The following is a 14331-nucleotide window of genomic DNA, read 5'->3' on the forward strand; positions in this document are numbered from 1 at the left end:
GCGGGCGGCGCGCGGGGTCGGTCCGGAGACCGATGACGGTCGTGTGTCCGGAATCGCACCATGGAGGCATGAGCGCAGCAACCATCTCCCCCGTCCCGGCACCGCGCCGCCCGCCCGGTGCCACGCCCGTGGCCGGCAGCCACCGGCACCGGCTCGGTGACGCCCTGCGCGCCGTCAGGGTGTTCGCGGGCGCCGCCTTCGACGTGGTCGTCCTCGGCGAGTACGGCGAGGAGGCCGGCGTCCGCCGCCGGTGACGTCCGTAGGCGCGCGGGCGGTCTGAGTACACCGGCCCGCGGCGGCTGAGTACGTCCGCCGGTGCGCGGGCGCCGGACGCGCGGCTTCACTGGCCGCATGACCACACAGCACTTCGCGGCGCGGCAGCCGGCGGGCCCGGCACGGCGGGCCGACCGGGACCGCCACGCCTGGATCGCCCCCGCCGTCGCGACCGGACTCCTGGTCCTCCTGGTCCCGGCGGCGCTGTTCCTGGGCGGGCTGTCGGCCATGGCGACCGACAGCTGCGGCCCGGACGACTGCTCGCAGGCCCTGACGACCTCCCTGTCGCTGATCTACGGGACCCTGTCCTTCGGCGGCTTCCTCACCTTCGGCGCCTGGGTCGCCGCCTGGGCGGTCCCGTGGACCCGCCGCTGGGCCGCCCCGCGCCTGTGCCTGGCGCTCGTCTCGCTGCTGCCGCCGCTCTTCGTCCTGCTGCTGGTCCTCACCCTGCCCGAGCCGTAGACCGGGCCGGCCCCCCCGGCCGGGGCGCTCAGCTCTCCGTCAGCAGCTCGTCCGCGTCCATGATCCGGTAGGCGTAGCCCTGTTCCGCCAGGAAGCGCTGGCGGTGGGCGGCGAAGTCCTGGTCGAGCGTGTCCCGGGCGACGACCGAGTAGAAGTGCGCCTGGTGGCCGTCGGCCTTGGGGCGCAGCACCCGGCCCAGGCGCTGGGCCTCCTCCTGCCGCGAACCGAAGGTGCCGGACACCTGGATCGCGACCGTCGCCTCCGGCAGGTCGATGGAGAAGTTCGCGACCTTCGACACCACGAGGACGCTGATCTCGCCCTGCCGGAAGGACTCGAAGAGCTTCTCCCGCTGGGCGTTGGTCGTCTCGCCCTTGATGACCGGCGCCCCCAGGTGCTCGCCCAGCTCGTCGAGCTGGTCGATGTACTGGCCGATGACGAGGATCTGCTGCCCGGCGAAGCGGCGCACGATCGCCTCCGTCACCTTCCGCTTGGTCGCGGTCGTCGCGCAGAAACGGTACTTCTCCTCCGTCTCGGCGGTGGCGTACGCGAGCCGTTCGGAGTCGGTGAGGTTGACCCGGACCTCGACGCAGTCGGCGGGCGCGATGTAGCCCTGCGCCTCGATCTCCTTCCACGGCGCGTCGAAGCGCTTGGGGCCGATGAGGGAGAACACGTCGGACTCGCGGCCGTCCTCGCGGACGAGGGTCGCGGTGAGACCGAGGCGGCGGCGCGCCTGGAGGTCGGCGGTGAACTTGAAGACCGGTGCCGGCAGCAGGTGCACCTCGTCGTAGACGATCAGGCCCCAGTCCCGGGAGTCGAACAGCTCCAGGTGCGGGTAGACGCCCTTGCGGCGCGTCGTCAGCACCTGGTACGTGGCGATGGTGACGGGCCGGATCTCCTTCCTCGTCCCGCTGTACTCGCCGATCTCCTCCTCGGTCAGCGACGTCCGCTTCACCAGCTCGTGCTTCCACTGCCGGGCCGAGACGGTGTTGGTGACGAGGATCAGCGTCGTGGACCTGGCCTGCGCCATCGCCCCGGCGCCGACCAGCGTCTTGCCCGCGCCGCACGGCAGGACGACGACACCGCTGCCGCCGTGCCAGAAGTTCTCCACGGCCTGCTTCTGGTACGGGCGCAGCGCCCACCCGTCCTCGGCCAGCTCGATCGGGTGCGCCTCGCCGTCGACGTACCCGGCGAGGTCCTCGGCGGGCCAGCCCAGCTTCAGCAGCGTCTGCTTGATCTGCCCCCGCTCGGAGGGGTGCACGGCCACCGTGTCGGCGTCGATGCGGGCACCGACCAGCGGGGTGATCCGCTTCGACTTCAGGACCTCCTCCAGCACCGGCCGGTCGGTGGTCGTCAGGACCAGTCCGTGCGCCGGGTGCTTGGAGAGGGTGAGACGGCCGTAGCGGTCCATCGTCTCGGCGATGTCGACGAGCAGCGCGTGCGGCACCGGGTAGCGGCTGTACTGCACGAGCGCGTCCACGACCTGCTCGGCGTCGTGTCCCGCCGCCCGCGCGTTCCACAGGCCGAGCGGGGTCAGCCGGTAGGTGTGGATGTGCTCCGGGGCCCGCTCCAGTTCGGCGAAGGGCGCGATGGCACGGCGGCATTCGTCGGCCTGCTCGTGGTCGACCTCCAGCAGCAGGGTCTTGTCGGACTGGACGATGAGCGGACCATTCACGGGCGGCACCCCTTCGCGTGCTTACGGCCGGACGACGGCGCGGCCGATCGTCCAGTGTGCCCGATCGCGGCGCGAAGCGACCGGCTACCGCGGGGCGAGGCCGCCGGCCGGCGGTCCCTCCACGGTGATCCCCTCGGCGGCCGGCGGCTCGACGCCCGCCACCGGTGGCGGGATCGGCAGCGTGCCGGCCCCGGGGACGAGCGAGCCGAACAGGGCGGCCGCGGTGATCAGGGCGGCGATGGAGACGGCGACGACGGAGCGGGCGGACTCGGGAAGTCCGGAGTACTGGGAACACATGGGCTGTCCGGCCTTTCGGCACGTGCGGGGGAGAGGGGACCGGGAGCGGCGGGGCGGGCCCCGGGGAGAGGACCGGGACCGGCCCGGCGGCGACGGCGTCCTTTCGGTGCGGCGCTGGGACACCCGGTGGCTGCCCACCCCCCGACGGGCCGATGCGGAACGCGGCGAAAGCTCCCTCGCAGGTGGGAAAAGCCCGGCGTGGCGTGCATGAACCGGCCCGTACGCTCGAAAGAGCGCACGGGGAGGGGGCCCGGTGCGCGGGGCCGGGGACGGAAACCTCAGGTCGCGTCGTCGGCGAGCTCCGCCACGCCCGTGATCCGGTGCAGCGGATACGTGCGCACCTCGTCCGCCGTGTGGTCGTACGCCGTGACGAAACCGCCCTCGACCCGGACCGGGGCGATGACGCGCTGGCTGGCCGCGCCCTCGGCGTTCACGTAACCGATCCACAGGGCCTCGCCGGTCAGCACGGCCGCCTGCACGGTGGCCAGGGTCTCGGCCGCGCTCGTGCGGGGCAGCTCGCCGCCCGCGGCCGGTGCGCCCCCGTCGGCGCCCGGGCCCGGCTTGCGCGGGGCCGTGGAGGCCAGGTCACCGGCCCGCACGGCGCGGATCGCGGCCGCCAGCAGCGTGTCGTCGGGCACCGGAGGCCCGTCCGGGACCGGTTCCGGCGCCGCCCGCGGCGGCGTGCGGTGGGCGTCGGCGCGGGCGACCAGCACGTCGCCCCCGGCGGACTCGGCGGCCGGCGCGAACCCCATCGCGCGCAGCCCCTCCAGCAGCGCCGCCGGATCGGCCTGGGCGGCCAGCACGGTCGGCGCGAGACGGCGCAGGCCCAGGCCGGCGGCCCGCTTGTCGGCGAGGATCTCGTCCAGCGTCGCGTCGTCGTCGCACCGCACGTACGCCGAGGCGGCCCCGACCCGCAGCCGCCCGTGCCGGCGGGCCACGTCGTCGATCAGGTACGTGAGCGGCTGCGGCACCGGCGTACGGGAGTGCCGGGCCAGGAAGGCGTGCAGGTCGGCGGCGGTCCGGCCGGCGTCCAGCGCGCGGCGCACCGAGCCCGGCGTGAACCGGTAGACGGTCGCCCCGCCCCTCGACTCCACGTCCGCGAGCACCCCCAGCAGGTCCGCGAGCGGACGCTCCAGCGGCCCCGGCGCCACCGCCGTCAGGTCGGCCTGCAGCAGCACGTGGTCCAGCGGGTCGGGCAGCAGGGGCGCGAGCAGCCGGGCGGCGGCCGCGGTGGCGGCGGCCCGTTCGGCGGCGCTCGGCGACGGGAGCGCGGCGGGCGCGCGGTGGTGGACGGGGAGCCTGGCGCCCGGCCCCCCGGACTCCTCGGGCGTCTGTGCCGGACGGAGTGGCTCGGGCGCCCCGATCAGCGCCCGCCCCGGCGCCGCCAGCGCACCGCGCCCGGTGACGCCCAGCAGCTCCGCCTCGGACAGCGTCCAGCGGGCGAGCCGGGTGCGCAGGTCCCCCTCCTGACCGTCCCCGCCGTCCCGTCCGTCCCGCCGCGGTCCGCGCAGCGGACGCTCCCAGCGCAGCCTGGCCAGCACCGACTCCTCGGTCGGCGCGGTCCCCTCCGGCAGTCCGGCCAGCAGGGCCAGCACCCGGTGCCGCACCTCGGGCGCGGCCGACCGGTCCAGGTTCGGGCCGAGCGCCGAGAGCGTGCGGTCCTTGGCGTCCCGCCCGCCGACCAGCCCCGGCGTCCGGGTGGCCGTCAGCCACGCCTCGGCGAGCCGCGCCCAGCGCTCGGCGGCGGGCAGCTCGCGCCACTCGTCGTACGCCGGGGTCGCCGCGTACCGCTCGTCGGCCTCCCCGTCGGAGGCCAGCAGCCCGGCCGCGTAGGCCAGCTCGGCCCAGAACGCGGCGACCGGCTCGGGCACGTCCAGCGCGACGGCCGTCCGCTTCAGGTCGCGCACGCTCAGCCCGCCGGCCCGCAGCACCGCCGGGCCGCCCTCGTGCCAGTCCTTCAGCAGCTCCTCGACGGTCGCCAGCGCCGTGAGGGCCTGACCGGCCGCGGTGGCGTCCACGACCCGCGGAGCGTGCGCGGCGGCGGCCTCCACCGGCGGCGGCACCGGCTCGGGCGCCCGGTGCGCCCGGCCGGCCCGCAGGTGCAGGGCGGCCTCGCGGGGCAGGACGACCGTGCCGGGCGCGGTCGGCAGCAGCAGGCCGCGGTCCAGCAGCCGGCGCAGATGGGGCGCCGGGTCGTGGGTGACCTGGCCGTAGGGCGGGCCCCAGACCAGGCGGTCCAGCACCTCGAGGGAGTCCGCCGGCAGCTCGGCCAGCAGGGCCGACATCCGTTCCCGGTCGGTGAACAGGTCGGCGAGCTCGGCCAGGGCGGTGACCGAGTCGTGGGTCGAGGGCAGGCCGAGGGTGGTCAGGATCTCCTGGACGCGGCCCGGCGACATCCCCGCCGCGGCCTCCCGCACGGTGGGCCCCAGCCCCGTCGGGGACGGGTGCTGCGGGGAGGGCGCCAGCAGCTCGCGGGCCGTGCGCACCAGGCGCAGCCGGTCGTCGCCGCCCCACACCAGGGCCTGTTCGCGCAGGAGGGCGACGGCCCGCGGGAGGGCACCGGCGACGGCCGGATCACCGTCGTCGCCGACCATGAGGCCGAGCAGCTCGCCGTAGGCCGCCGGGTCCGCCGCCACGGCCAGCGCCTCCGCCGTCTGCAGCGTGAACCGGTCCAGCCGCTCCAGGGCCCGCACCACCGAGGCGCGGGTGCCGGCCCGGGTGGCGAGCTGGGTGAGGTCCGTGGGCACCGGAGTGATGAGGTCGGGACGGCTGCGCAGGAGGGCGGCCAGGGAGACGTCGTCCCTCGCGCGGAGCGCTTCCGCGAGGGACCGGGGGGCCGCGGACTTCTCCTCGGTGCTCATCCGGCCAACGTTAGCGGGTGGGTACGACGGCGGAGCGACGCGTGCGCGGTGCGGTCCGGTGCGCGGGGCGTCCGCCGGACGCGGGAACATTCGGTACCGTCGTCCGACGGGGTGTCACCACTCATCCGCCCCGGAGGGGTTGTCCGTGGGGATCGAGAGCGACCAGGTCGTCTACGAGTACCTGAGCCGCGTCGGCGACGTGGCCCAGCAACGGCAACTGCCGTCGGCCACGCGCATGCGGCTGGTCTCCGAGCTGCGCAACGAGATCGACCGGCACCGCGCGAGGACGACCGTCGACAGTCCGGCCGCCGTCCGCCGCATCCTGGACCGGATCGGCAGCCCCGACGACGTCGTCGACGCGGCGGGCGGCACCGGCGGTCCGGGCGGCCCGGGAGGGGCGGGCGGGTCGGTCCGGGAGCCGTCCGCCGCCGTGCCCGTGCAGCGGGACGGGGAGCCGGAGAGCCGGGAGAGACGCAAGGGCCTGCGGCGCGCCGTACCGCGCCCGCGCCCGGCCGCGCCCCCGACCGAGCCGGCCGCCTCCCCGCCGCACCTGGCGAGCGCGCGGGAGCTGGGGACCGGCGCCGCACAGCCGGACTGGTGGCGGGTGGACGACGGGCCCTTCGGCGGCGGCGACAGCGTGCCGGGGTTCGTCGGCGGCGTGGAGATCCCGGACCTGCTCAAGCCCCCGCCGAGGAAGCCGGACGAGAAGGACGGCGAGGCCCCCACCGGCCGCAGGGCGCCGGTGGAGGCCGAGGCGGCGCGGACGGCGGACCCGGCCGCCGCGAGACCCCCGCGCCGCCGCCCGCGCCTGTGGCCCGAGGGCGGCTGGAACAACCCCCTCCTGGTGCTCGCCGCCGCCCTGCTGCTCGTCGGCGCGGTACTCGGCAGCCTCGTCCCGCTGGGCCTGGGCTGGCTGATCGTCTACCTCTCCCGCCGTCTGACCCCGGCCCAGACGAAGTGGGCGGTACTGGGCCTGCCGGGCACCGTCGCGGCGGCCGGTGTCGTCTGGCTCTGGGGCCGCACGGAGGGCCGCTGGGGCGACCCGGTCGCCGAGGGGCACATGAACGACGCCGTCGCCGAGACCTGGCCCTGGGTCCTGCGCTGCGCGGCCGTCGCCACGGCCCTGTACCTCCTCCGGCGTTCCCGCGGACCCCGTGCCTGACCGGCGTCGGGCCTCGTGCCTGACCGGCGTCGGGCCTCGTGCCTGACCGGCGTCGGGCCTCGTGCCTGACCGGCGTCGGGCCCCGTGTCTGACCGGCGTCGGGCCCGGCGGCGCACGGACCGGCTCCTCCGGCGTTCCCGCGGGCCTCGCGCCTGACCGGAGCCGGGCCTCGGGCCTGACCGGCGTCGGGCCCCGGGCCTGACCGGCGTCGGGCCTCGCGCCTGACCGGCGTCGGGCCTCGCGCCTGACCGGCGTCGGGCCCCGTGTCTGACCGGCGTCGGGCCCGGCGGCGCACGGACCGGCTCCTTTGGCCCTCCCGGCGCCGGGCACAATGGAGGCCATGGCCTCCACCACCCGCCCCGCCCCCACCGTCGGCTTCGATCTCGACATGACGCTGATCGACTCCCGCCCCGGCATCCGCGCCTGCTACCTGGCGCTCACCGAGCGGACCGGGACGTACGTGGACGCCGACCTGGCCGTGACGCGGCTCGGGCCGCCGTTGACGGAGGAGCTGGCGCACTGGTTCCCGGCCGAGGAGATCCCGGCCGTCGCCGACCTGTACCGCGAGATGTACCCGGCGTACGCCGTCGCCGCCACGTACGCGCTGCCCGGCGCCCGGGAGGCGGTCGAGGCGGTGCGGGCGGCCGGCGGACGGGCGGTCGTCGTCACCGCCAAGTACGAGCCCAACGCCAAGCTGCACCTGGAGCACCTCGGCATCGAGCCGGACGCGGTGATCGGCGACCTGTGGGCGGAGCAGAAGGCCGTGGCGCTGCGCGAGCACGGCGCGGACGTGTACGTCGGCGACCACCTCGGCGACGTCCGCGGCGCGCGCGCCGCGGGCGCCCTGTCCGTCGCCGTGGCCAGCGGGCCGTGCGACGCCGGGGAACTGCGCGCGGCGGGCGCCGACGTCGTCCTCGCCGACCTCACGGAGTTCCCGGGATGGCTCGCGGACTACCGCGAGGGCTACCGCGACGCCGACGGGCTCGACACGGCGCGCGCCTGACGCCGTCCCGCGGCGATCGACCGGAGCACCCCCGCCCCGGAGACCAGGAAACCCACTCCCATGAGCATGCTCAGACCGAACATGTAGGTGGGAAAGGGCGTCGTCCCCAGGAACAGCGGGGCCACCGTGACCAGTGTGGCCACGGCGCCGATGAAGAAGACGATCGCACCGGCGCGGATCAGCCGGTCGCCGGGCTCGGCGGAATTCGTTCGGGTTTCGTCACGCACCCGACCAGGGTAGTTCCCTGCCCGAAGGAACGACCGGGAGACGTCTTGTCACCGGCCCGAAGACCATTAGCCTGGGTACCGGCGGGTCAGACGACCCGCCCGAGTGCTATCAAGAGCAGTTTTCCGACGAGTACGAGGACGAGGACAGACGTGCCTACCGGCAAGGTCAAGTGGTTCAACAGTGAGAAGGGCTTCGGCTTTCTCTCCCGTGACGACGGCGGTGACGTCTTCGTCCATTCCTCGGTCCTCCCCGCCGGAGTCGAGGCACTGAAGCCGGGGCAGCGCGTGGAGTTCGGCGTCGTCGCCGGCCAGCGCGGCGACCAGGCCCTGTCCCTGACCCTTCTGGAGCCGGCCCCGTCGGTCGCCGCCGCGCAGCGCAGGAAGCCGGACGAACTGGCGTCCATCGTGCAGGACCTGACGACCCTCCTCGAGAACATCACGCCGATGCTGGAGAAGGGCCGTTACCCCGAGAAGGCCTCCGGCAAGAAGATCGCCGGCCTGCTCCGCGCGGTCGCCGACCAGCTGGACGTCTGACCCCGGGACCCTAGGGGAACGCCAGCGCGTCCGGGCCGAGGGCCGGCACCAGTCCCTCGGCCGCCGCGCGGGTCAGCAGTCCCCGGATCGCCGCGTAGCCGTCCTCGCCGAGATCGGCCGTGAACTCGTTGACGTACAGCCCGATGTGCTGGTCGGCGACGGCCGGGTCCATCTCCTGGGCGTGCTCCATCACGTACGGGCGGGACGCCCCGGGGTCCTCCCACGCCGCGCGCACCGACGCGCGGACGGAGTCGGCGAGCCGCGTCAGCGTCTCGGCGCCCAGCGACCGCTTGGCGATGATCGCGCCGAGCGGGATGGGCAGCCCGGTGGTCGCCTCCCAGTGCTCGCCCATGTCGGCGAGCTTGTGCAGCCCGTAGTCCTGGTACGTGAAGCGCGCCTCGTGGATCACGAGTCCCGCGTCGACCTTCCCGTCCCGCACGGCCGGCATAATCTCGTGGAACGGCATGACGACGATCTCGCCGACGCCGCCGGGGACCGTGTCCGCCGCCCACAGCCGGAACAGCAGGTACGCCGTCGACGTCTCGCTCGGCACCGCCACCGTGCGCCCGGCGAGGTCGGCCCCCGCCTCCCGGGCCAGCACCAGCGGCCCGCAGCCCCGGCCCAGCGCGCCGCCGCAGGGCAGCAGGGCGTACTCGCCGAGGACGTACGGCAGTACGGCGTAGGACACCTTCAGCACGTCGAACTCGCCGCGTTCGGCCATGCCGTTGGTGATGTCGATGTCGGCGAACGTCACGTCGAGGACGGGGGCGCCGGGAACACGGCCGTGGGCCAGGGCGTCGAAGACGAAGGTGTCGTTCGGGCAGGGCGAGTACGCGATCTGCAGGGTCTCAGCGCTCATGGGGGTTCCAACTCGTGAGGAGGGGGGTGAGCTTCCCGAAGGCGTCGCCCAGGGCCGTGAGGGCGTCGCCGATGCGCCACGCGGCGCGGTCCCGCGGGCCGACCGGGTTGGAGACCGCGCGCAGTTCCAGCACGGGCACCCCGTGCGCGGCGGCGGCCTCGGCGACGCCGAAGCCCTCCATGGCCTCGGCGAGGGCGCGGGGGTGGCGGGCGCGCAGCAGCGCGGCGCGTTCGGCGGTCCCGGTGACGGTGGATCCGGTCAGGACGGTGCCGGGGCGGGCCCCGGTCGCGGCGGCGACGGCGCGCACCAGCCCGGCGGGCGGGCGGTGGGTGACGGTGCCGAAGCCGAGGTCGGTCACCGGCAGGAAGCCGTCGGCGGTCTCGGCGCCCAGGTCGGCGGCGGTGATCTCGTCGGCGACGACGAGGGAGCCGACCGGCGCGCCGGGCGCGAAACCGCCGGCGATGCCGGCCGAGACGACCAGGCCGTACGGGGCGCCGTCGAGGGCGGCGGCGGTCAGGGCGGCGGCGGTGGAGGCGGCGGCGAGGGCGGGGCCGACACCGGCCGCCAGCAGGTCCGGCCCGTCCGGGAACCGGTGGAGGACCACCCCGGGCCGGGGCGTCTGTGTCACCGGACCCGGCAACGCCCGGGCCACCGCGTCCCGTTCGACGGGGACCGCGGTGGCCACGAGGACGCGTACGGAGGACGTGGTCAGTCGTCCTTCTTCAGCTTGAAGACCCACACGCCGGTGACCTTCTGGCTGCCGTCCTTGCCGTCCCGGGCCGCGATGGCGACGTTCGTCGAGTCGCCCTGGGCGCCGTACTGGGCGTTGAAGAAGACGCTGCCCGGGATGGTGCGGTAGGTCTTCTTGCTGTCCTCGACCAGCTGCTGCCCGTTCATCAGGATCGTCCAGTGGTCGTCGGCGATCTCCGGGTCGACGCCGAAGCGGACGGTCTCGTCCTGGCCGACGCTGATGGACTTGACGTCCGGGTCCTTCAGGCACTTGGTGATCGCGTCGTCGGAGAGGGCCTTGCCCTCCCCTCCGCAGGTGGCCTCGGAACTGACCGAGTCACTGCCGACCGTGATCGTGGACATGGCGGTCGGCTCGTCACAGGCGGACAGCAGGAGCAGTCCGGCGGATACGGCACCGGCGGCGGCGACGGCACGGCGGCGTCGCACAACGCGGTGTCCGATGGCGGCTGCGCCGCGGGGCAACGTGGTCATGGACCGAAGGCTATATTGCGCCTCCGGCGGTCCCCCCACCTGGGTACGGCGTGGCGTGGTCACGCCACCCTCGCCCGCGCGGTGCCTCCGTGCCGGGCCGAATCGACCAGCCCCCGTACGGTGGTCAGCCATCCGGCGGCGACGATCGCGGCGGCCACCGACAGGCCCAGCGTGCCGTTCAGCGGCAGCGCGATCCCCACCGCCCCGCCGAACACCCAGGCCACCTGGAGCAGCGTCTCCGAGCGGGCGAACGCCGAGGTGCGGACCGCCTCCGGCACGTCCCGCTGGATCAGCGCGTCCAGGGACAGCTTGGCCAGCGCCTGCGCGAAACCGGCCACCGCGGCCAGACACGCCACGAGCACCGCCCCGAAGAACACCGCCGCCGTGAGCGCCGCGCCCAGCACGATCGCCACGACCGTCACGATGATGATCTCCGGGGCCCGCGACCGCAGCCACGCGCCGACCGCCGTGCCCAGCGCGTTGCCGGCGCCGGCCGCGACGCCCACGATCCCGAGCGACACGGCCGCGCTCTGGCCCGTCATCGGATGGACGCGCAGCAGGAACGCCAGGAAGAAGATCAGGAAGCCGGTCAGGCAGCGGATGGCGGCGTTGGCGGCCAGCGCGTGGGTGACCGCCGGGCCCACCGTGCGCAGCCCGGGCCGCTTGCCGGGCCTGCGGCGCACTCCGTGCAGGTGCCGCTCGTCCGCGGCGAGCAGCGCCCGGTCCTCGCCCCGCGCCGAGTCCACCGTCCGCGGCAGCGTGAACGACAGCACGGTCCCCGCGACGAAGATCACGAACGCGCCGTACAGCGGCCAGCGCGGCCCCAGGTGCTGGAGCCCCGCCGCGATCGGCGCGGCCACGCCGGTGGCGAGCAGCCCGCACAGGGTCACCCGGGAGTTGGCCTTCACCAGGGAGAACCGGGGCGGCAGCAGCCGGGGCACCACCGCGCTTCTGACCACGCCGTACGCCTTGGAGGCGACCAGCACGCCGAGCGCCGCCGGGTACATCTCGATGCTGCCGGTGACCACCGCCCCGGACAGCACCAGCGCGAGCAGCGCGCGGGCCCCCATCGCCGTCGCCATGGCCGCGCGCCGGCCGTGCGGGACGCGGTCCAGGATCGGGCCGATGACCGGGGCGAGGAGCGTGAACGGGGCCATGGTGATGGCGAGGTAGAGCGCGACCCGGCCCCGCGCCTCGTCCGTCGGCACGGAGAAGAAGACGGTGGAGGCGAGGGCGACGGTGATCATGACGTCACCGGCGCCGTTCACCCCGTGCAGTTCGATCAGCTTGCCGAGGCCGGACTCGCCGGCGCCGTGCGCGTGGGTCGCCCGGCGGATGCCGCGCGCGGCCCCCGTCACCGGCAGGCGCAGGGCACGGCCGACCGCGCGGAACCAGCCGGGACCACGTCCCCGGCTCCCGGTCTTGAACTCCGTCCGTGCGGCTGCCACCCCGTCATAGTGCCCCGAGAGTCCGGGCTGTAGCGCCGTTGCGGCGCGGATGACACCGATCGGGTCGGGTGCGGCGCGCCGGGGCGGAGGGCCGGCGCGGGTGGCCGCGCCGGGTGTCCGCGCCGGGTCCGGCACGGTGTCCGGCACCGGTTTCGTCCGGGCGCGGACGGGGGCGGGGCCACGCCGGAGCGGGATCCCGCCCCCGCCGAAACTCCCGTCGGTGTAGGCCCAGCGCACATGAGCAGGTAGCGTGCCTAGCGCGCCGTGGCGAACGTTCTCGGCCGCGCGCCTTACGGCCATACCGCAGAATGGATGACGTAGGTGTGCCCGAGCGCGATCGGGCGCGGACGTCGACGCGGTCCACAGGTCCGCTCCGTCCGCCCCTCGCAGGCAGCGGCGCACTCGTGAGACGGCGTATGGAGAGAAGCGATACCTGTGAGCGCAGCGACAACGCGAAGCCGCACCCCTGACCGTCTGTGCGCCGAGGCCGTCGACCTCGCCCGCGCCGCAGCCGAGGAGGCCGCCGCCCCCGGCGTCGTCGGCGAGCACGAGGGGCTGGTGTCGGAGGGCGACCGGGTCGTCACGCACTACTTCGCCGCCAAGGAGCTCGGCTACCGCGGCTGGCGCTGGGCCGTCACCGTGGCCCGCGCCTCCCGCGCCAAGATCGTGACCGTGGACGAGGCGGTGCTGCTGCCCGGCCCGGACGCCCTCCTCGCCCCCGAGTGGGTGCCGTGGAGCGAGCGGCTGCGCCCCGGCGACATGGGGCCCGGCGACCTGCTGCCCACCGACGCGGAGGACCTGCGGCTGGAGCCGGGCTGGACCGGCGAGGACGAGCCGCCGCCGAACTCCGCCGTCTCCCACGAGATGGCCGACCTGGTCGAGGCCGAGGACGCCGAGGTCACGGCCGGGCCCCCCGCCGAGCTGTCGACCACCCCGGCCCGCGGCACGATCGCCGCGGTCGCCGAGGAGCTGGGCCTGCGCCGTGCGCGGGTGCTCTCCCGCTACGGCCTGCGCACCGCCGCCGACCGGTGGGAGGAGGCCTTCGGGCCCAAGACGGCGATGGCCCAGGCCGCGCCCGCCTCCTGCGCCTCCTGTGGCTTCCTCGCCCGCATCGGCGGCTCGCTCGGCCAGGCCTTCGGGGTGTGCGCCAACGAGTTCTCCCCGGCGGACGGCCGGGTCGTGTCCCTGGCCTACGGCTGCGGCGGCCACTCCGAGGCCGCGGTCATGCCGAAGACCCCGCAGCCGGCGCCGCCGGTGATCGACGAGACGCGGATCGACCCGTTCCCGCTGCGGCCGGCGCCGGACTCCGGCTCGGTGCCGGTGTCCGAGGACGAGGCGTCGGCGGACCTCGGGCATTCGTAGCGGTCGGTGAGCGGGGGTCCGGCTCCGGGGCCGGGCCCCCGCGACGCGGTCAGCCCTCTTCGAAGATCGCTTCGGCTGTCGGCGCGGTGACGGCGCGGATGAGCCAGTGGCGAAGGAGCTCGGGGTCGCCGCATTCCCTGACGCGCGTGCGGACGTCGTCGGGGACGCCGAGGCCGCGCTGTTCCAGGACGAGCAGGACATCCTCGGCCCGGCCCTCGGCCCGGCCCTGGGCCCGGCCCTGTGCGCGGCCTTCGTCGCGGATCTCTTCGGAGAGGTAGGACTTGTAGAACGACAGGTCCACGGCCACCAGGTTCCTCCAAAGATATCGGGCCGGGCGGTTTCCCAGGCCTTGAGCGGTGAATTCGACGAGGGGGGTTGCTACGGCTTCGGGAACGTCCCGCAGCGCGGTGGAGAGGGCTTTCAGTATGGCACCGATATCCGGATTCGCCGCGTGCGTGATAACCGACAAGGCGGCCAGGGCCAGGTCGGTACGCGCCTCTTCGGGGTCGGTGATCACCGGCATGTTGTGGGGTCCGGCGACGATCGGCCGTACGGTCAGAGAGGGCCATGAACAGAAACCGATGGGCTCCGGCCGGGTCGCCCACTCGGCCGTGGCGTGGTCCTGGCAGACCACGAGCAGCAGCGGTGGCAGTCGGTACTTGTTGCGCAGGTACGCGAGGTAGTAACTCCAGCTGGCCGGTTTCTCCGGGTCCTTCTTCTTCTGCGCTTCGACCGCAAGGAGAAAGGGCCCGTGTTTCTCTGTGTCGATCCGCAGCAGGGTGTCGATCCGGCGGTCGACAGGCTTTGTCTCGGTGACGTCGTTGGGCAGCACGCTGACTGCGGTGGCTCGGGGAAACGGGATGCTGAGTGCTTCGGACACGCGGGAGAAGAGTCCCGGATAGTCCTGGAAGATGCGGTGCATCGCCTCGTGGGACGAACTGACCATGGGC

15 protein-coding genes are annotated in these 14331 nt (G+C 74.9%); 6 read left to right on the forward strand and 9 right to left on the reverse strand.

The annotated features are described in order from the left end of the window. Positions 1-68 precede the first annotated feature (68 nt). Positions 69-254, forward strand: coding sequence for a hypothetical protein (locus ACZ4V6_RS23510; RefSeq protein ID WP_467830606.1), 186 nt, complete (start codon positions 69-71; stop codon positions 252-254). 97 nt (positions 255-351) lie between these two features. Continuing rightward, entirely contained in the window at positions 352-735 is a 384-nt protein-coding gene (locus tag ACZ4V6_RS23515; protein WP_467830609.1) for a hypothetical protein, read from the forward strand. Between the two features lie 28 nt (positions 736-763). Here the strand turns inward: ACZ4V6_RS23515 and ACZ4V6_RS23520 are convergent, their stop codons facing one another. The 3 genes from ACZ4V6_RS23520 to ACZ4V6_RS23530 all read right to left on the reverse strand — a co-directional run bounded on the left by ACZ4V6_RS23520 (position 764) and on the right by ACZ4V6_RS23530 (position 5565). Continuing rightward, a complete protein-coding gene (locus ACZ4V6_RS23520) occupies positions 764-2407 on the reverse strand; it encodes a DNA repair helicase XPB (protein ID WP_467830611.1) in 1644 nt (547 codons plus the stop codon). Positions 2408-2491: 84 nt separating this feature from the next. Next, positions 2492-2704 carry a hypothetical protein gene (locus ACZ4V6_RS23525; RefSeq protein ID WP_467830614.1) on the reverse strand — a complete coding sequence of 71 codons (213 nt, stop codon included), beginning with the start codon at positions 2702-2704 and terminating at the stop codon, positions 2492-2494. A gap of 278 nt (positions 2705-2982) precedes the next feature. Next, positions 2983-5565: a helicase-associated domain-containing protein gene (locus ACZ4V6_RS23530; RefSeq protein ID WP_467830617.1), complete on the reverse strand. Its 2583-nt coding sequence runs from the start codon at positions 5563-5565 to the stop codon at positions 2983-2985. A 145-nt stretch (positions 5566-5710) separates the two neighbouring features. Between ACZ4V6_RS23530 and ACZ4V6_RS23535 the strand changes: the two genes are divergently transcribed. After that, positions 5711-6727 (forward strand): hypothetical protein, encoded by a 1017-nt coding sequence (locus tag ACZ4V6_RS23535; protein ID WP_467830620.1) that lies wholly within the window; start codon positions 5711-5713, stop codon positions 6725-6727. Positions 6728-7067: 340 nt separating this feature from the next. Then, positions 7068-7730, forward strand: coding sequence for an HAD family hydrolase (locus ACZ4V6_RS23540; RefSeq protein WP_467830622.1), 663 nt, complete (start codon positions 7068-7070; stop codon positions 7728-7730). Here ACZ4V6_RS23540 and ACZ4V6_RS23545 read toward each other — a convergent pair. Continuing rightward, entirely contained in the window at positions 7691-7957 is a 267-nt protein-coding gene (locus tag ACZ4V6_RS23545) for a hypothetical protein (RefSeq protein WP_403525177.1), read from the reverse strand. The genes ACZ4V6_RS23540 and ACZ4V6_RS23545 overlap by 40 nt on opposite strands. A gap of 150 nt (positions 7958-8107) precedes the next feature. On the opposite strand from ACZ4V6_RS23545, the gene ACZ4V6_RS23550 reads away from it, so the two are divergent. After that, a complete protein-coding gene (locus ACZ4V6_RS23550; protein WP_385458302.1) occupies positions 8108-8491 on the forward strand; it encodes a cold-shock protein in 384 nt (127 codons plus the stop codon). Between the two features lie 10 nt (positions 8492-8501). On the opposite strand, the gene ACZ4V6_RS23555 is transcribed toward ACZ4V6_RS23550, so the two are convergent. Genes ACZ4V6_RS23555 through ACZ4V6_RS23570 form a run of 4 tightly spaced genes read right to left on the reverse strand, consistent with a single transcriptional unit; the run spans position 8502 to position 12019 of the window. Further along, positions 8502-9350: a 1,4-dihydroxy-6-naphthoate synthase gene (locus tag ACZ4V6_RS23555; protein ID WP_467830625.1), complete on the reverse strand. Its 849-nt coding sequence runs from the start codon at positions 9348-9350 to the stop codon at positions 8502-8504. Continuing rightward, a complete protein-coding gene (locus ACZ4V6_RS23560) occupies positions 9340-10035 on the reverse strand; it encodes a futalosine hydrolase (RefSeq protein ID WP_467830928.1) in 696 nt (231 codons plus the stop codon). Before ACZ4V6_RS23560 ends, ACZ4V6_RS23555 begins: the two co-directional genes overlap by 11 nt. 23 nt (positions 10036-10058) lie before the next feature. Further along, a complete protein-coding gene (locus tag ACZ4V6_RS23565; protein ID WP_467830627.1) occupies positions 10059-10571 on the reverse strand; it encodes a DUF2771 domain-containing protein in 513 nt (170 codons plus the stop codon). Between the two features lie 59 nt (positions 10572-10630). Next, on the reverse strand, positions 10631-12019 hold the full coding sequence (locus ACZ4V6_RS23570) for an MFS transporter (protein WP_467830630.1): 1389 nt from the start codon (positions 12017-12019) through the stop codon (positions 10631-10633). A gap of 435 nt (positions 12020-12454) precedes the next feature. Here ACZ4V6_RS23570 and ACZ4V6_RS23575 point away from each other — a divergent pair, with 435 nt between their 5' ends. Continuing rightward, positions 12455-13381 (forward strand): DUF3027 domain-containing protein, encoded by a 927-nt coding sequence (locus tag ACZ4V6_RS23575; protein ID WP_467830633.1) that lies wholly within the window; start codon positions 12455-12457, stop codon positions 13379-13381. 49 nt (positions 13382-13430) lie between these two features. Here the strand turns inward: ACZ4V6_RS23575 and ACZ4V6_RS23580 are convergent, their stop codons facing one another. Continuing rightward, positions 13431-14327: an RpnC/YadD family protein gene (locus ACZ4V6_RS23580; protein WP_467830635.1), complete on the reverse strand. Its 897-nt coding sequence runs from the start codon at positions 14325-14327 to the stop codon at positions 13431-13433. Between the last annotated feature and the right edge of the window lie 4 nt (positions 14328-14331).

The sequence above is a fragment of the Streptomyces sp. NPDC029152 genome (genome assembly GCF_055564355.1).